This is a genomic window from Desulfobulbus sp. (assembly GCF_030824455.1).
GTDB lineage: Bacteria > Desulfobacterota > Desulfobulbia > Desulfobulbales > Desulfobulbaceae > Desulfobulbus.
Genome location: NZ_JAVBXR010000124.1, coordinates 64,233 through 81,473 on the forward strand (window position 1 = coordinate 64,233; position 17,241 = coordinate 81,473).

General features: G+C 59.7%; 11 protein-coding genes. 6 read left to right on the plus strand and 5 right to left on the minus strand.

Translation table 11 applies throughout. From position 1 onward, the window contains the following. Positions 1–69 precede the first annotated feature (69 nt). Positions 70–1,935: a hypothetical protein gene (locus tag RCH93_RS17225; RefSeq protein ID WP_306549669.1), complete on the plus strand. Its 1,866-nt coding sequence runs from the start codon at positions 70–72 to the stop codon at positions 1,933–1,935. Between the two features lie 100 nt (positions 1,936–2,035). Here the strand turns inward: RCH93_RS17225 and RCH93_RS17230 are convergent, their stop codons facing one another. The 4 genes from RCH93_RS17230 to RCH93_RS17245 form a co-directional block, all read right to left on the minus strand. Next, a complete protein-coding gene (locus tag RCH93_RS17230; RefSeq protein WP_306549670.1) occupies positions 2,036–3,394 on the minus strand; it encodes a (Fe-S)-binding protein in 1,359 nt (452 codons plus the stop codon). Positions 3,395–3,397: 3 nt separating this feature from the next. After that, positions 3,398–4,792: an FAD-binding oxidoreductase gene (locus tag RCH93_RS17235; RefSeq protein ID WP_306549671.1), complete on the minus strand. Its 1,395-nt coding sequence runs from the start codon at positions 4,790–4,792 to the stop codon at positions 3,398–3,400. 301 nt (positions 4,793–5,093) lie between these two features. Then, the gene (locus RCH93_RS17240) at positions 5,094–5,813 is read right to left on the minus strand and encodes a FadR/GntR family transcriptional regulator (RefSeq protein WP_373693317.1); all 720 of its coding nucleotides are present in this window, start codon (positions 5,811–5,813) and stop codon (positions 5,094–5,096) included. A gap of 310 nt (positions 5,814–6,123) precedes the next feature. Continuing rightward, on the minus strand, positions 6,124–8,070 hold the full coding sequence (locus RCH93_RS17245) for an L-lactate permease (protein WP_306549673.1): 1,947 nt from the start codon (positions 8,068–8,070) through the stop codon (positions 6,124–6,126). Between the two features lie 330 nt (positions 8,071–8,400). On the opposite strand from RCH93_RS17245, the gene RCH93_RS17250 reads away from it, so the two are divergent. The 4 genes from RCH93_RS17250 to RCH93_RS17265 all read left to right on the plus strand — a co-directional run bounded on the left by RCH93_RS17250 (position 8,401) and on the right by RCH93_RS17265 (position 14,664). Continuing rightward, positions 8,401–8,949, plus strand: a complete 549-nt coding sequence (locus RCH93_RS17250; protein ID WP_306549674.1) for a lactate utilization protein — start codon at positions 8,401–8,403, stop codon at positions 8,947–8,949. Further along, positions 8,949–11,090 (plus strand): L-lactate dehydrogenase (quinone) large subunit LdhH, encoded by a 2,142-nt coding sequence (gene ldhH / locus RCH93_RS17255; RefSeq protein WP_306549675.1) that lies wholly within the window; start codon positions 8,949–8,951, stop codon positions 11,088–11,090. Before RCH93_RS17250 ends, ldhH begins: the two co-directional genes overlap by 1 nt. A gap of 219 nt (positions 11,091–11,309) precedes the next feature. Beyond that, positions 11,310–13,427: a phosphate acetyltransferase gene (pta, locus tag RCH93_RS17260; RefSeq protein WP_306549676.1), complete on the plus strand. Its 2,118-nt coding sequence runs from the start codon at positions 11,310–11,312 to the stop codon at positions 13,425–13,427. 28 nt (positions 13,428–13,455) lie between these two features. Beyond that, positions 13,456–14,664: an acetate/propionate family kinase gene (locus tag RCH93_RS17265; RefSeq protein ID WP_306549677.1), complete on the plus strand. Its 1,209-nt coding sequence runs from the start codon at positions 13,456–13,458 to the stop codon at positions 14,662–14,664. A 135-nt stretch (positions 14,665–14,799) separates the two neighbouring features. Here RCH93_RS17265 and RCH93_RS17270 read toward each other — a convergent pair whose 3' ends face one another. Beyond that, entirely contained in the window at positions 14,800–15,432 is a 633-nt protein-coding gene (locus RCH93_RS17270) for a tetratricopeptide repeat protein (protein ID WP_306549678.1), read from the minus strand. A gap of 415 nt (positions 15,433–15,847) precedes the next feature. Between RCH93_RS17270 and RCH93_RS17275 the strand changes: the two genes are divergently transcribed. Further along, on the plus strand, positions 15,848–17,218 hold the full coding sequence (locus tag RCH93_RS17275; protein ID WP_306549679.1) for a transposase: 1,371 nt from the start codon (positions 15,848–15,850) through the stop codon (positions 17,216–17,218). The last annotated feature ends 23 nt before the right edge of the window (positions 17,219–17,241 follow it).

The following is a 17,241-nucleotide window of genomic DNA, read 5'->3' on the forward strand; positions in this document are numbered from 1 at the left end:
CGACATTTATCCCCCTTTTATTGCGCACACGTCACCATGCCTTTTCCAACCACAGTCCGAGCCGTTGCCTTGTTTGCATTGCTCCTCATTGCGCCCTCTTGGTCCTGGGGAGAGTCGTTACAGTTACCGCTGACCATCCCCTTGCCGCTGCTCAGGAATTTGATTGCACAGGCCGCCTACCCGCTCGCCGGTGAAAAAGCTAAGATCCTCGACGCCGCTCACGGCTGCAACCAAATCGTTCTCTCGCATCTGCAGCTTTCCGAAGAACGCGGCTATCTCCGGTTCCAAACCAAGGTGTCCATGCATTGGGGCACTCCGGTGGTCGATTCCTGCCTGACGCCTTTCACCTGGGAAGGGTCGGTGGTTCTATGGCAACGTCCGCGCATAGACGGCAATTGGCGACTTTCCTTTGCAACCGCCGATTCCGCCGTCTTCGACAAAAACAACCAACCAATGCACGCCGTTGATCTGTTGTGGAGCCTGATCAAGGACCATGTGCATGCATACGTCGACAAAATCACCGTTGACCTCGCGCCCCCGGTTTCCGACGTCAAGGCCGCCCTGTTGCCTATGTTTGATCGTGATCATCAGGCAACGGCGCTCCAGTTTCTCGCCGGCATGCAGCCTGATCGGCCCCTGGTGCACCCCGAGAGTTTGAGCGTCAACATCCTGGCCGACATTGCCCTGCCCCGGCAAACCGTTAACGACCAACCAGCGCCGCAACTCAGCCCACAGGACTACTCCCGGGTGTTGTCGCTCTGGCGAGCCTGGGATGATTTTCTCGTTCTCCAACTCAAACAATTTGCCGGCGCTCCCTTAAGTGAAGAAGAGCGCCGCATCCTGCTCAACACCATGTTGACGACGCGGTACGCGTTCACCGATGCCATCGAGCAGAACCAACTCTCCACGCTGTTCGTCCGCCAACAGTTCCTCTGGGGCTGGAGCCAATTGGAGCCGATTTTTCGCAATCATCTGCTCGGCGGTTCGCAGACCAATATCCTGGGATACCTTGCTTTCTTCACCGCCAACGACGCTTTGCGCATTCTCGATTCGCTGGGACCGGCAGTTGGGGTTGAAATCAGTGAGGATGGTTTTCGTCGTTTGGCCGCCCTGATGAGCACCGAATCTTTGCAACCGGGCCCGCCTTCCTCTGCAACCGATCAGCGACTTCGTCAGGTCCTCGGCCTCGATCCCCTCCCGGACGAACCCTTGCCGACTGACAAGCCGATTCCCCTGCCCGCAGCCGAGGAAAACGATCCCACCTCCCTGCTACAACCTTTCCCCTGGCGACGTTTCACGCATTATTTTGGTCTGTCTTCCGCCCTTGCAGCCGACCAAGCCGCAGGGCAACAGGACATCAGGGAGTGGACGCCGGAGTTCGTCCCGGCCGCTGAGTTGCTGCCCAAGGTTCGCGACTTGCTCCACGGCGCAGCCACGACGCAGCAGGACAAATTAGCGGCTCCCGCCGGCACGGACGACTGGTTTGTAACCATGATTCTGGCCTCCGCCTGGCAAGAAAGCTGCTTCCGCCAATTTCGGATCCTTAACAAAACCATTACTTACACCCTCTCCTCGAATCAAACCTCGGTCGGCATCATGCAAATCAACGAGCAGATTTGGCGGGGAGTGTACAACACCAAGCAACTGCGCTGGAACATCGGCTACAACAGCCAGGCAGGCTGCGAGATCATGGCCCTGTACCTTCGCGACTATATGCTCAAGGAAAAGGCCCCGGTGGATTTGACCACTCCGACGGGGCAGCGGTTCCTGGCCGCGTGGCTGTATGCGCTCTACAATGGCGGCCCGGCACAGATGAAACCGTTTCTCCAGCGGTACAAAAAAGAAAACCTTTACCGCGCCGAACAGTTGTTTCTCGCCAAGTTTGACGCCGTCGCCACTGGAGAATGGACCGAGGCGGTTCATTGCCTCCCCTGATTGATTCGCTTCGGGCCGAGTTCTTCGGGACGCCAACAATAAAAAAGGGGGAAAGGATTTGGCATCCTTTCCCCCTTGGCGCGTTATGACCAGACGCTGCTCAGGAACGCGAGCCTTTGTCTGTCTTTTCCTTGCGGTAGGACTCCGCAAGCAGGGAAATAAAGTGGGTGATCTCTTGCTGGCCGCCGGCACGGTGGACGTTGTCCAGCAGTTGCATCATGCAGGCCGGGCATCCGACAGAAACGGTGTCGGCCTGGGTGCGGTTGATGTCGTCCGCCTTTTTGCGGCCAATGGCGGAGGAGGTTTCATAGTGCGAGAGCACAAATGAACCGCCGCTGCCGCAACAGGCGTCCGGGGCCGACATCTCCTTAAAGGTGAGGCCGGGAATCGATTTGAGAATCTCGCGCGGCTCGGCAAAGACCTTCATCGACTTCTTGAGGTGACAGGAGTCGTGGTAGGTCACCACCCGCTCCACCCTGCCTTTCGGCTCCCGGAGCTTGATGATCCGGGTGAGGAAGGTGGAGACGTCGTAGGTCCGTTTGGCCCAGTATTCGGCCTTGGGCCCGTAGACCGGATCGGCCGCCAAAATATCGACGTAATCATGCTGCCAGGCGCCGCCGCAGGAACCGCAGCCGGTGATCAGATACTCGCAGCCGGTTTTGTCAAAGGTGTCGATGTTGTTGCGGGCCAGGGTTCGCACGGTTTCCACGTCGCCGTGGACCAGCACCGGCACCCCACAGCAGTTCTGCGCCTTGGGGATGTGGACCTCGATGTTGTTGGCTGTCAGGACGTCAATCAAATCCTGGCCGGCGTCCGGGTAAAAATAGTTTAACGAGTCGCCGGTAAAAAAGGCCACCTTGAGCACAGCGCCTGGCGCTTTCACCACCTCGGGAACGCGTTCGCGCAGCGGCGTGACGTTCAGGCCTGGCATCTGCCGTTCCTCGTCAAAACCAATCGCACCGCCTACCCGGGCAAAGGGCGAGCGGGGCGAGATGGCCTTGCCGCCTTTGTCGGTTTTGAAGGCGAGGCCCTGCATGGCGGCGCCGATGCGGAGTCCGGCGTCGAAGAGTTTCGGGTGTTTGAGGGTCGAAAAGATGGCCTTCTTCAACCAAGGCAATCCATTCTTGCGCACCAGGGCCGCCCGCAGAGCGAGGATGATCCGGTCGAAATTAACCTTGGTCGGACAGTTGGTCATGCAGGATTTGCAAACCAGACAGTTGAACAACATCGCATAGACCTGCGGGTCGTCCAATTCCAACTCGCCGGCCAGCACCGCCTCGGCCACAGCAATCTTTGATCGGGTCACGGCGGTTTCCACCTTGTCCGCGCCATACACCGGGCACACCGACATGCAGTTGCCGCATTTCATGCACTTGTCGAGTTCCTCGCGCACAATCTCGAGGTCGTCGTGGTAGGTTTTTCCAGCCCGCACCACCTGGGCCTTGTCGGTTGTCGCCATGCTTCAGTTCTCCCGTAGGGGCACCATCTTGCCCGGATTGAGGATGTATTCGGGGTCGAGCGCTTCCTTGATGTTGCGCATCAGGTTGAGCCCGCTCTGGCCGAGTTCGTCGCCCAGATACTTCATTTTGGCCACACCGATGCCGTGCTCGCCGGAAAGGGTGCCGCCAAAACGCAGGGCTACCTCAAAAATCTCGTCGACCGCCTTGTGCACTCGGGCGACCTCCTCCTGGTTGCGTTTGTCGCAGAGGATGGTGGGATGGAGGTTGCCGTCGCCGGCATGACCGAAGGTGCCAAGGGTCAGGTTGTATTTTTTGCCGATGTCCTGACAGGCGATCAGCATGTCGGTGATCCGCGAGCGGGGTACGGTGGCGTCTTCCAGGACGACCATGTTGTTGAGCGAGGCCAGGGCCGGCAGGGCGTTGCGGCGCGCAGTCCACAACTGATCGCGCTCCTGGTCGGTTTCAGCGGTCTTGAGATCGCCGTTGTTGCCGGTCACCACCTGCATCACCGCCTCAGCCTCGGCGCGGACCACGTCCTCGGACATGCCGTCGACCTCGATCAGCAGCAGTGACTCGGCGTCCACCGGCAGGCCGATGTGGGCGAAATCCTCGACCGTGCGGATAGTCATCCGGTCCATGATTTCCAGGGTGGCGGGAATGACCTGGGCGGCAATGATGCCGGCCACGGCGTTGCCGGCGTCGGCCAGGGACTTGAACACGCCCATCATGGTGCGGCGATACTTGGGGGCCGGAATCAGCTTGGCGGTGAGTTCGGTGATGATCCCCAGGGTTCCTTCGGAGCCGACAAAGAGGTTGGAAAAATCATAGGCCGTGACGTTTTTCACCGTCTTGCCGCCAAAGCGCACCTTCTCGCCGCTGGCCAGCACCACTTCCATGCCCATGATGTAGTTCTTGGTGACGCCGTATTTGAGGCCGCGCAGACCGCCGGAGTTCTCGGCGGCCGATCCGCCCATGGTGGCGGTGGCGACCGTGCCGGGATCGGGCGGGTAGATCAGGCCGTGTTGGGCAACGGCGGAGTTGAGGGCGGCAATGACCACGCCCGGCTGAACCACGGCGGTGAGGTTGGCGGCGTCGACCTCAAGGATGGCGTTCATCTTCTGGAACGAGAGGACAATGCCTTTTTTCAGCGGCACGGCACCGCCGCTGAGGTTGGTGCCGGCCCCACGGGGATAGATGGCGATTTTATTGCGGCGGGCCAGACGGACAATCTCCTGCACCATTTCGGCGCTGGTCGGCAAGACGACCACGTCCGGCATCTGTCGGGGCAGATCGGCGGTGGCGTCGTAGCTGTACGCCACCAGGTCGACCTTGCCGGTCAATACGTTTTCTTTTCCTACCAGGGCCTCGAGTTGTTCAATGATGTTCTGGTCAAGCATATCAACAGTTCTCCTTGGATGCGATTGCACATGCGGGATGCACTCTCTCCGCCGCAAACGCCTGTTGCTGCCTGTTTATTCAGCGGAGGTATTGTTGTCTTACCAATTATCATTTGGAAAATGATCTGTCAAATAAAATATCGCAAACAAAGGCTTGACCGCATTCATCCGCTGACCAATGAGGCACAACGGATGGATGCGGCGAATGGGCGATGGAGAAAAAACGACTACAAAAGGGAAACCGTCGATTCGGGACGGACAATCCCGATCAACGGCGACGAGAAAAAACGAAAAGAGGCGTTTACGCCGGCTGACGGGCAACGTAGACGGTGCTGCGCTGCTCGGCAAAGGTGAGGTGGTCCATCATGGCGCTGCGGGCGCCTTCGGCGTCTCGGGCCCGGATGGCGGCAACGATGCCGGAGTGATGGCTGTACAGCAAATTGTGGTCTTCCAGAGTGAGATAAACCGCCCGCCAAACGCTGCGCTGAAACTCCTTCATGGCGTCAAACAGGCTCTGCATCAGGTGCAGCCAGACAATGTTGTGGGTGGCCCGGGCAATAACGATGTGGAGGTTGGCGTCCAGATCCTCGGAAGGCAGCTGTCCTTCCAGATTCTTCTCCATGTTCGCCACAATCTCTTCCATGCGGCGCAGGTCTTCAGGGAGGGCACGCTGGGCCGCGTAGTAGGCGGTCCAGGACTCCATGCACTTGCGCACTTCAATCACTTCCAGGGCACGGTCCTGTTGGCTGCGGATCAACTCGCTCAGGGCGTTGCCCTGCCCGGCGTCGACCAGCGACAACACCACGGTGCCGCCGCCCTGATACGACATAACCAGACCGGCTGACGACAGGATGTTGAGCGCCTCGCGCACCGAAGGGCGGGACACGCCAAACATCTCGGCCAACTCGCGCTCAGGCGGCAGCTTGTCGCCAGGGGAGAAATCCCCGGCAAGAATCGACTCGCGAATCTGGTCGGCGATCTGACTGGAAACTTTTTTGGGCTTGATCGGTTTAAAGCGCATGGTCATCCAATTCGGTAAAGAAAACATACAACCGTCCTTTTCTACTCCATAACCTATGGGAATGCAATTCATTGTCGCAACAAGCGCGCAGCAAGTCGCAGGGGCGATCAGCCCAGTCAAGCAGGCGAACACGCCAACGCGTTTTCACAAAAAAAGGGAGACGCCAGAGCGTCTCCCGAACACAGAGGGCTCCGGGCGGCCCGACTGCTGCCGCCCGGAGTTGCGCGTGCCTTTCTCCTCCAGGGGGGCGAGTCGTTCAGGCAGGGGGAATTGCCGGAACGACTCCAGGAGGAGCAAGACAAGGAGAGTGTTACGGAATCATCCACTGCAGATGATAGGCCTGGAGATAGACCATCACGCAGACGATGAGGGTGAGAAAGATCGAATGCTTCAAGGTGAAGCGGAACAAAGTGCCCTCTTCGCCGACCATGCCGCAGGCGGCGGTGGCCACTGCCAGGGATTGGGGCGAGATCATCTTGCCCATAACGCCGCCGCTGGTGTTGGCGGCGCCGGTGAGAATCGGGTTGATGCCCAACTGCTCCGCCGTGGCCTTCTGCAAACCGCCGAACAGAACATTGCTCGAAGTGTCGGAACCGGTGAGGAACACGCCCAGCCAGCCAAGAATCGGAGCCAGGAAGGGGAACCAGTGGCCGGTCTTGGTAAAGGCCAGACCGAGGCAGTTGGTCATGCCCGAGGCGTTCATGATGTAGGCCAGGCCCAGCACCGAGGCTACGGTGACGGCAGGAAAGCGCATGTCAACCAGGGTCTTGCCGGCAATCTTGAGCACGTCGCCAAAGCCTACGCCGCAAACCAGGGCGGAGAGCAAGGCTGCAATCAGGATGGCGGTGCCGGCGGCGGACATGAAGTTAAAGGTGTACTTGGCCGGTACTTTGGCCGGCAGTTGGTCGTTCAAAGCCTTGGTCAGGGCGCCGAACTTGTCCTTGGCCACCACCTGATCTTTCACCAATCCCTTAACGGCGTCCTGCAACTCGGCGCTCTTCTTCATCACCGGCTCAAGAGCGGCAAGCCGTTCCGGCGGCAGAGACGCGCCCTGGCCGGTCAGCTTCTGCTCAACGGTCAGCAACTGTGCTTCCAGGTTTTTCAACTCGCCAAGCTTGCCAACCACGCCGCTGAGCTTGGCGTCGCCGACCGGCAGAGAGGCAAGGGTTTTGTCGATTTCAGCCACGGCTACAGCCAGCTTCGCTGCGCCCACTTCCGGGGTGGCGACTTTCTTGATAATCATGTTGTCCAGGCCGGCAATCGGAATGATCATCTTGCTCTTGTCGAGCCCGGCCTTGATCGAGGGGATGCCCCAGAGCAGCACCATCAGGGTGAGGAACACATACGGGGTCCAGGCGCGGAAGATCTGGCCGGCGGTGTAGCTGTGTTCTTCCTTGGTCGCGGCCTGTTCGTGATCAAAGACAAAGTTCTCCTTGGGCTGCCAGACGCGCAGCAACAGCACCAGGGCGGCCATGGCCGCCAGGGAGGCGGTGATGTCCGGCAAGTAGGGACCAACATAACTGGCGGTCAACCACTGCGCGATGGCAAAGGTGACGCCGCAGACCAGGATGGCCGGCATGACCTCGAAGGCCTTTTTAATCCCAGCCATCATCACGATGACATAGAAAGGAATGAAAACCGAAATAAAGGGCAGCTGATGGCCGACCATTTTAGAGAGTTTCATCATACCGACATCGTCATAGCCCATAACCGCAGACAGGGCGACGACCGGAATACCGATGGCGCCGAAGGCTACAGGCGCGGTGTTGGCCACCAGGCAGACGCCGGCGGCGTACAACGGACGGAAACCAAGGCCGACCAGAGTGGCGCCGGCAATGGCCACCGGGGTGCCGAAACCGGCGGCGCCCTCGATGAAAGCCCCAAAACAGAAGGCGATCAGCAGGGCCTGAATGCGGCGGTCAGCGGTCAGACCGGCCAGGGAGGCGCGGATGACTTCAAATTGACCGCCTTTAACGGTGATGTTGTAGAGAAAAAGGGTGGTGAGCACGATGTAGAACACGGGAAAGAGACCAAAGGCGGCGCCTTGGCCGAAGGCCAGCCCAGCCAGCTTGACCGGCATTCCCCACACGCCGACGGCGATGGCCAGGGCGGAACCCACGGCCAGCAGCGCGGCCTTGTGGGCCTTCATCTTTACAACCGCCAGACAGAGGAAGATGACCACCAGGGGCACGGCGGCGAGCAGAGCGGACCATCCAAGGCTTCCCGCGGCAGGGGTGTACGTTTGTATCCAGGGCATAATGGGTACTCCTTAGTTGATGAATGGTTGACGCACACCCCAGGGGCCGGGGGGCGCTTACGGATTTCCAGGAAGAGCGCGCATCACCTCTTGGCTTCGTCAATTGGTATTACCAGTTATTCCATTCCGAAAAAGTTGTCAACATTTTTTTCAAAAACATCCAAAAAAGCATGTTGACAAGGGGTGATGCTTTGCAATATGGTTAGACGTAATTTGGTTTTACAATTTAAAAAAAGATGACCAGTGCTGTCAGAACGGCTCCGGAACGGCCGACGAAATAGCCGGTCAACACTTCAACCGGACGCAAAACCGGGGGAGAGGGAGGAGGAGATGTTCAATCAATTCAAGACTAGGGCCGAGGGCGTCAGCGCCGAGGTGCATCGTTTTTCAACCCCAGCCGAGGCGCTTGATTTCCTGGTCGGCTTTGTCCGCGCCGAGGGCGTGGCTGATCAGCCTGGCCAGTACGGCGTTTTTGCCGACTGTCCGTTCCTGGCCGCCGTTGACCGGCAGCAGCTTGAGGCCGTGGCTGGGATGAGCTTTGCGGTCACCCGCGAGCAGGCCGCCGGGGCGAAGGTGGGCATCAGTCAGCTCGATTGGGCCTTGGCCGACACCGGCACCCTGGTGCAGGACGCCACCGCCGTTGACAAGCGGCTGGTGAGCACCCTGCCGACCATTCACGTCGCCCTGATCGCGACCTCCGGCCTGCGGGCCGACATGCCCGCCTGGCTGGCCGAGATCAAACCCGAGAGCGCCAACTACATCGCCATGATCACCGGCCCGAGCCGGACCGCCGACATTGAGCGGGTCTTGACCATCGGCGTCCACGGGCCGGAACGGCTCGTGATTGTTTTCATCGACCAGCTGGGAGGAGCCCACTGATGCAGCAGGAATTCAAGCAATCCATCGACAAGGCCCTGCACAACGCCAATCTCACCGGCGCGCTGGGCAAATTTTCCGAGGCCTACAAGGTCAACCGCGCCAAGGCCTACGAGGGCATCGACTTCGAGGCCCTGCGCACCACCATCGCCGGACTGAAAGGCTACGCCGCCTCGCATCTCGAGGAACTGTCCGACCAGTTCCAGAAGAACGCTGAGGCCAAAGGCGCCAAGGTCTTCCGCACCAACGATCCGGCCAAGGTTCGCGAGTACATCCTCAAGGTGGCCCAGGAAAACGGCGTCAGGTCGGTGGTCAAATCCAAGTCCATGGCCACCGAGGAAATTCATCTCAACCCCTATCTGGAGAAGGCCGGGATCGAGGTCGGCGAGACCGATCTCGGCGAGTGGATCATCCAGCTGGCCGGCCAGACGCCCTCGCACATGGTCATGCCCGCCATCCACATGACCAAGGAGGAGGTGGCCGATCTCTTTTCCAAGGAGGTCGACGAGCGGCTGGCTTCCGACATTCCCCGCCTGGTCAAGGTGGCGCGCAACGAACTGCGCCCCAAATTTCTCAAGGCGGACATGGGCATCTCCGGCGGCAACATGGCGGTGGCCGAAACCGGCTCGATCGCCCTGGTGACCAACGAGGGCAACGCCCGCCTGGTGACCTCGCTGCCCAAAATTCACATCGCCGTGGTCGGCATCGAAAAGCTGGTCGCCAAGTTCAGCGACATCGGCCCGATCCTCAAGGCCCTGCCGCGCAGCGCCACCGCCCAACTGCTTACCAGCTACGTCTCGATCATCTCCGGCCCGACGCCCAACAGCGACGGCAGCATGAAGGATCTGCACATCATCCTCATGGACAACCGCCGCAGCGAGATGGCGGCCGATCCGATGTTCAAAGAGGCCATGCAGTGCATCCGCTGCGCCTCCTGCCTCAACGTCTGCCCGATCTTCCGCCTGGTCGGCGGGCACGTCTTTGGCAAGGTCTACACCGGCGGCATCGGCACCATCCTCACCGCCTGGTACGACGAGTTGAAAAGCTCGGAAGACATCCAGGGCCTGTGCATCCAGTGCGGGGCCTGCAAGGACGTCTGCCCCGGCAAGATCGACATCCCCGGCCTGATCATGGAGCTGCGCCGCCGGCTGGTCAAGGAACAGGGCGTGCCCCTGGTGCAGAAGTCGATCTACGCCGTGGTCAACAATCGCCGTTTGTTCCACGGCATGCTCCGCGCCGCCTCAGTGGCCGGCAAACCCTTCAGCAAGGGCACCAAATTTATCCGTCATCTGCCGATGTTCCTGGCCGATCTCACCGACGGCCGCAGCCTGCCGGCAATCGCCGCCAAGCCCTTCCGCGACGTGTTCAAAACCATTGAACAGCCCAAGGGGCTCAAGGAAAAGGCGGTGTTCTACGGCGGCTGCCTGATTGATTTTGCCTACCCCGAGATGGGCGTGGCCCTGGTGAAAATCCTCAACCGCGCCGGCATTGAGGTGCTGTTTCCCGAAGGCCAGACCTGTTGCGGCGCCCCGGCCCGCTACAACGGAGCCTACGAAACCGCTGCCGGCAATGCGGCCGACAACATCGAGGCCCTGCTGGCCGAACCCGCCGACTACGTGATTTCCGCCTGCCCCACCTGCACCGTGGCCCTGGATCACGAGTTCATCGCCACCTTTGAGAGCCTGGGCCGGAAAAAACTGTTGCCCCAGGCGCGGGAACTGGCCGCCAAGACCATCGATTTCTCCACTCTGGTGAAAAAGCTGGTCGACAAGGGCCGCCTGAGCCTCAAGGAAGGCCAGCAGCTGGGCGCGATCACCTACCACGACTCCTGCCATCTCAAACGCACCCTCAAGGCCGATCAGGCTCCGCGCCAGTTGCTCGCCCAGGCGGGTTACGAACTGACCGAGATGTTTGAATGCGACACCTGCTGCGGCATGGGCGGTTCCTATTCGCTCAAGCTGCCGGAGATCTCCGCGCCGATCCTGCAGCGCAAGCTGAAAAACATCAAGGACACCGGCGCCCCGGTGGTGGCCATGGACTGCCCCGGCTGCGTGATGCAGATCCGCGGCGGCATGGACCAGGACGGCGCAGCGGTCCGGGTGCAACACACAGTTGAACTGATCGCCGTTCAATTGAAGGATTGACGGTCGGCTGTTCCCGGTCCGGCTTGTCGCGAGCCGGAGCCGGGAACGGCAGCCCCGACGATCCCGATTTGATTTGATAGATATCTGAAAGAGTTATACACTACCTACACAACCCAAACGCCGGTCCCCGCCTGGAGCAGCACCACTGTTCCGGCCGGGGCCGGTCCGTTTTACCAACACTCCTCCCGCGGTCCAGCGGGAGCGCGAGGTTCAACTCCCATGGCAAACAATCTCTACGTCACCGCAGCAGAAGAACGGAGCGGCAAGTCGGCCATCATTCTCGGGGTCATGCAGGTGATCCTCAAGGAAATCAGCCGGATTGCCTTTTTCCGTCCCATCATCAACGACCATATCTTTGGCCGGGTTGACCACGACCTCAACCTGGTCCTCAAATATTTCAAGCTCGATATCCCGTACGAAGACACCCACGCCTACACCCTCAGCCAGGCGCGGCAGCTGATCACCTCCGGCCAGGAAGAGATCCTTTACGAAAACATCCTCAAAAAATACAAGCAGCTCGAAGCCAACTACGACTTCATCCTCTGCGAGGGCACCGACTTTCGCGGCAAGGACCCGGGCTTTGAGTTCGATCTTAACGCCAACATCGCCGCCAACCTCGGCGCGCCGGTGCTGATCGTGGCCTCGGGCCGGGACAAATCCACCGAGGAAATCTGCACCCACACCGCCATCACCATCGACACCCTGGAGGAAAAAGGGGTCGACATCGCGGCCTGCATCATCAATCGCGCCCCGGACACCTTCCTCCGCGACACCGCCAGCAACGCCAAGTGCCGCGAGCAGTTCGGCCGTGCCTTTCCGCTCTACGTGATCCCGGAAAACAAGGCCCTGGGCAACCCGACCATCGACGACGTCAAGCGCTGGCTGGGGGCCGAGGTGCTCTACGGCAAACCGAGCATGCTCAATCTGGTCAACAACTACCTGGTGGCCGCCATGCAGATCAGCAACTTCCTCGACTACATCAAGGAAGGCAGCCTGATCATCACCCCCGGCGACCGTTCGGACATCATCATCTCCAGTCTGGCCAGCCGGATTTCCTCGGCCTACCCCAACATCGCCGGCATTCTCATTACCGGCGGCCTTGAGGTCAGCCCCAGCGTCCAGCGGCTGATCCAGGGCTGGACCGGCATCCCGGTTCCGGTTCTTTTTGTTGAATCGCACACCTACGACACGGTGCAGAGCGTCAACGAACTCTATGGCCGGATCGAGCCCACCGACACCAAACGCATCGCCACCGCGCTCGGCTGGTTCTCCAAATACGTCAACGTCTCCGAGATGACCACGCGGGTGGTTTCCCAGCGCTCCACCAAGATCACCCCGCGCATGTTCGAGTATTCGCTGGTCGAGAAGGCCGCCGCCAACCGGCAGCACATCGTCCTCCCCGAGGGTCTGGGCGAGCGCATCCTCAACGCCACCGACATCATCCTCCGGCGGGGCATCGCCGACATCACCCTCCTGGGCAAGGCGGACGAAATCCGGGCCAAGGCCAACAAACTCAACCTCAACATCGAAGGCGCGCAGATCATTGATCCCAGCGCCTCCAGCTACTACGACGACTTCGTCCAGACCTATTTCGACATCCGCAAGTCGCGCGGCATCGTCATGGACGTGGCCCGCGACCGCATGTCCGACCCGACCTATTTCGGCACCATGATGGTCCACAAGGGACTGGCCGACGGCATGGTGTCCGGCTCGGTGACCACCACCGCCCAGACCATCCGCCCTGCCTTCGAGTTCATCAAGACCAAACCCGGCGTGTCGGTGGTCTCCTCGATCTTCATCATGTGCCTGCAATCCAAGGTGCTGGCCTTTGGCGACTGCGCCGTGGTGCCCAACCCCGACGCCCGTCAATTGGCGGAAATCGCGATCAGCTCGGCCGAGACCGCGCAGATCTTCAACATCGACCCCAAAGTGGCGCTGCTCAGCTACTCCACCGGCATCTCCGGCTCCGGCCAGGATGTGGAGAAGGTGGTCCAGGCCACCGCCATTGCCAAGCAGTTGATGGCCGAACGCGGCCTCACCTTCCCGCTCGAAGGCCCCTTGCAGTACGACGCCGCCTTCGACCCCGAGGTGGCGGCCCTCAAGTCGCCGGATTCGCTGGTGGCCGGGCAGGCCACGGTCTTTGTTTTCCCGGATCTCAACACCGGCAACAACACCTACAAGGCTGTCCAGCGCGCCGCCCACGGCGTGGCCATGGGCCCGGTGCTCCAGGGCTTAAACAAACCGGTCAACGACCTGTCGCGCGGCTGCACCGTGCAGGACATCGTCGACACCGTGGCCCTGACCGCCATCCAGGCCCAGGTGGCCAAAAAACACTAAGCCTCCCCCTTATACCGGAAACGCGATTATGAAATTTTTTGTTATCAATTCAGGAAGTTCCTCGATCAAATATCAGGTGATCGAGATGAAGACGGAAACCGTGCTGGCCACAGGCCTGGTGGAGCGGATCGGCGAAGAAACCGGCCGTCTGAAAAACACCTTTCTGCCGGGAACCGCCACCCAGCGGGAAACCGTGCTCGAACAGCCGATTGAAGATCATTACAACGGCATGATGCTGGTCATTGGGCTGCTTACCGACAAGGAGCACGGCGTCATCGCCGACGCCTCCGAGATCAGCGCCATTGGCCACCGGGTGGTGCACGGCGGCGAGGATTTCCGCGAATCCACCCGAATCACCCCCAAGGTAATCGAGGCCATCCAGCGCAACATCCCGCTGGCGCCGCTGCACAACCCCGCCAACCTCGACGGCATCCGGGTCGCCATGGAGATTTTTCCGGCGGTCTTCCAGGTGGCGGTGTTTGACACCGCCTTCCATCAGACCATGCCGCCGCACGCCTTCATGTACGCCCTGCCCTACAGCCTCTACGAGCAGGACCGGGTGCGACGCTACGGCTTCCACGGCACCTCGCACCGCTTTGTCGCCGGCGAATGCGCCCGGTTGCTGGGCAAACCGCTGCCCGAGTGCAACCTGATCACCGTGCATCTCGGCAACGGGTGCTCCATGACTGCGATTGAAAACGGCTGCAGCGTCGACACCTCGCTGGGCATGACGCCGCTCGAAGGCCTGGTGATGGGCACCCGCTCCGGAGACCTCGACCCGGCCATGCACCTGTTTTTGAAGCAGAACAAAGGGATGGAGCTGGAAGCAATCGACGTGATGCTCAACAAGGAGTCCGGATTAAAAGGCCTCTGCGGCATGAACGACATGCGCGACATCCATCAAGCGGTGGCGGACGGCAATGCACGGGCGGCCCTGGCTCTGGACGTGCAGACCTACCGCAACCGCAAGTACATCGGCGCCTACATGGCGGTGCTGGGGCGGGTGGACGCGATTGTCTTCACCGCCGGCATCGGCGAGAACGACGACATCGTCCGCGCTGAATCGCTGAAAGGGATGGAGGTCTTTGGCGTGCGAATTGACGCCGAGAAGAACGCGCAGCGTTCCAAAGAGGCCCGCTGCATCAGCACCCAGGACAGTTCAGTGCAGGTGTTTGTGATTCCCACCAACGAGGAATTGGCTATTGCCCGAGAAGTTGCCAATGTAATTCGAGGATAAGGCGGATGCGTTTGCTGTAAAGCGGAGGGAGGGCCCAGCGTCTTCGGGACGCTGGGGTCGACAAACAAAAGGCGATTTCAAGGGAACTTGAAATCGCCTTTTTCATTGGGATCGGAGTAAAAACACTTACGGCTTCTATTTTTTTTGTGTGGTCAACTGAAGGAATTCGCCAGCTTTTTCAGGGCTGAGTCTTCGCAGTTTTTCGGAGATTTCCTGAACGCCGGCACGGTTGCCGGACATAAAATAAACAAACCCGAGATCACTCAAACAGTCGACGTCTCCAGGGCGAATGCGCAAAGCGTGGAGATATGATTCAACCGCGTCGTTGTAGCGCTTCAGCTCAGCATAAACAAACCCGAGATTGCTCCAGCCGTCAGCATCTTCAGGATTGACGCGCACTGTCTGCAGGTACGCTGCAATAGAGTCATTGTACTGTTTCACATTGAGATAGCCATACCCGAGGCAATGCCACGCCGAGGAGTCGTTCGGTTCGCTCTTTGACCATTGTTGACACCAAGCAAGCATCCCCTTCCAGTCGGACGCTTCTTCAAAGGCTTGAGAGCCTTTCAGCCACTCGTCGTGATTCCTGGGAGATACAGGCCGTTGTTCTCCGTTATCTTGTGGCGCTAAAGAGCCCGAGGCAGCGGGTGGAGATATGGCTGAGCCGGGCGCAGAGCCGCCATTCATGGCTGCATGCGCTGCAACGGGCAGCATTGCCGGCAACAACAGCGTAATCAACCAGAACATCATCGCCACAACAAATTTCATTTGTATCAGCAAGGTTAATTGGTCGGGGTAAGGTTATATTCCCCGGCTCCTCCATTCTGTCAGGCTTCCCCGTTTGTGCGGTTACTTACCGCGCGGCGAGCGCCTAAATTTCTTCTTTGAATTGATCGTTGCAGTCTTGGTTCAATGGGGATAGGACGTTTAAACCTGAAAACGGCAGTTGAATAGTGTCTGTTTTCGTGTAACGTTCTTTGGTAGCGATATAAATTCACTCAATATATCCACCGAGGTATTCACCAAATGGGTGAGCAGCACGAATTGATGGTTCCATCCGATGAGCGTGTCCGTTTAGACACCTACGCCGGCAAGGTCCATGTGGAATGGGATCCGCAGGCGGCGGTCACACCACTTGGGCAGCTGCCCTTTTTCATCTCCTTTCTCAAGGTCAGCGGGTTGTATGACGACTTCGTCGCCTCCTGTCCCTTGTCGTACACCAGCCCCAACGCCCCCGGCCAAGCGGGATGCGCTTGGCACTCTGCTGATGTCGATCCTGGCCGGTCACCACCGCTACGCACACATCACCTCGTTGCGCTTCGATGCGGTAAACCCGGAACTCTTGGGAATGAGCAAGGTGATCAGCGAGGATGCCACCCGAAGGGCACTCAAGGCGATGGACGAGGAAGCTGGCATCGCCTGGCTCGATGCCCAGTTGCACACCTCCACCGCATCTGCCCTGTCGCTGGCCTCCTGGATTCTTGACACCGACACCACGGTCAAGTGTCTCTACGGCAAACAGGAGGGGGCGGTTGTCGGCTACAATCCGCAGAAAAAAGGCCGTCCTTCCCACAACTACCACTCTTGTTTTATGGGCAATACCCGCCTGGCCCTGACCGTGGAGGTCAATCCCGGCAACCGTCAGGCGGCCTCCCATGTGACGCCATCTTTGTGGCGATACTACGACGGGTTGGCGGACAATCAGAAGCCCGCGCTAATCCGCGGCGACCTCTTTCTCGGCAACGAGGGGTTTCTGGCTGCGGCCGAACAACGGGGCGCCCACTATCTCACCAAACTCCGTCTAACCACCGGCGTCAAACGGTGCATGACCCGGCTGTTTCGCCAGGCCGACTGGGTCGATGCCGGCAAGGGTTTCGAGGGGGCCGAGTCCCGACTCAAGCTCACCGGCTGGACCCAGGAGCGGAGGGTGATCGTCCTGCGTCGGCCGCTGGCCGGCGAGGTAGCCCTGGCCGACGAAGGCCCAGTCCAGTTACACCTGGCCTTTATCGACGGCCCTGCGACCATGCGCCGTTATGAATATGCCGTGCTGGTGACCTCATTACCCTCGGAGATACTTACCTTGGCCCAGCTGTACCGCGATCGGGCCGATTGCGAAAACTGTTTCGATGAACTCAAAAACCAGTGGGGCTGGGGTGGTTACACAACCAAGGATCTCAAGCGCTGCCGTCTGACCAGCCGGCTTGTTGCCCTGGTCTACAACTGGTGGAACCTGTTTGTTCGCCTTGCTCAACCCAAGAAGCATGCCGAGGCGATCACCAGCCGGCCTTTGCTCCTCCATGGCGTAGCCCGACAGACCAGACACGCTGGCCAAACCACCTTAACGATCACCAGCAGCCATGCCAGATCCCAGACCGTTCAGTCCGCACTGCGAGTACTGACGCGATTCCTCGACCTGTTGCAGGGTGCTGCGGAGCAGTTGCGGTCTTTGGATCGCCTCGGGCTCATCACGCAACAGGCATTCCGCTATTTGTTGGACAAACGGGCTGCCATTGCGGGACTGCTGCCACCACCGGCAGCTGCTTTTACTGGGTAACTGCCGTTTTTAGGTTAAACTGT

Coding starts and splice junctions, on each gene's coding strand:
- RCH93_RS17230 (WP_306549670.1), bottom strand. CDS start 3,394: ATGGCGACAACCGACAAGGCCCAGGTGGTGCGGGCTGGAAAAACCTAC.
- RCH93_RS17235 (WP_306549671.1), bottom strand. CDS start 4,792: ATGCTTGACCAGAACATCATTGAACAACTCGAGGCCCTGGTAGGAAAA.
- RCH93_RS17240 (WP_373693317.1), bottom strand. CDS start 5,813: ATGCGCTTTAAACCGATCAAGCCCAAAAAAGTTTCCAGTCAGATCGCC.
- RCH93_RS17245 (WP_306549673.1), bottom strand. CDS start 8,070: ATGCCCTGGATACAAACGTACACCCCTGCCGCGGGAAGCCTTGGATGG.
- RCH93_RS17250 (WP_306549674.1), top strand. CDS start 8,401: ATGTTCAATCAATTCAAGACTAGGGCCGAGGGCGTCAGCGCCGAGGTG.
- ldhH (WP_306549675.1), top strand. CDS start 8,949: ATGCAGCAGGAATTCAAGCAATCCATCGACAAGGCCCTGCACAACGCC.
- pta (WP_306549676.1), top strand. CDS start 11,310: ATGGCAAACAATCTCTACGTCACCGCAGCAGAAGAACGGAGCGGCAAG.
- RCH93_RS17265 (WP_306549677.1), top strand. CDS start 13,456: ATGAAATTTTTTGTTATCAATTCAGGAAGTTCCTCGATCAAATATCAG.
- RCH93_RS17270 (WP_306549678.1), bottom strand. CDS start 15,432: ATGAAATTTGTTGTGGCGATGATGTTCTGGTTGATTACGCTGTTGTTG.
- RCH93_RS17275 (WP_306549679.1), top strand. CDS start 15,848: ATGACGACTTCGTCGCCTCCTGTCCCTTGTCGTACACCAGCCCCAACG.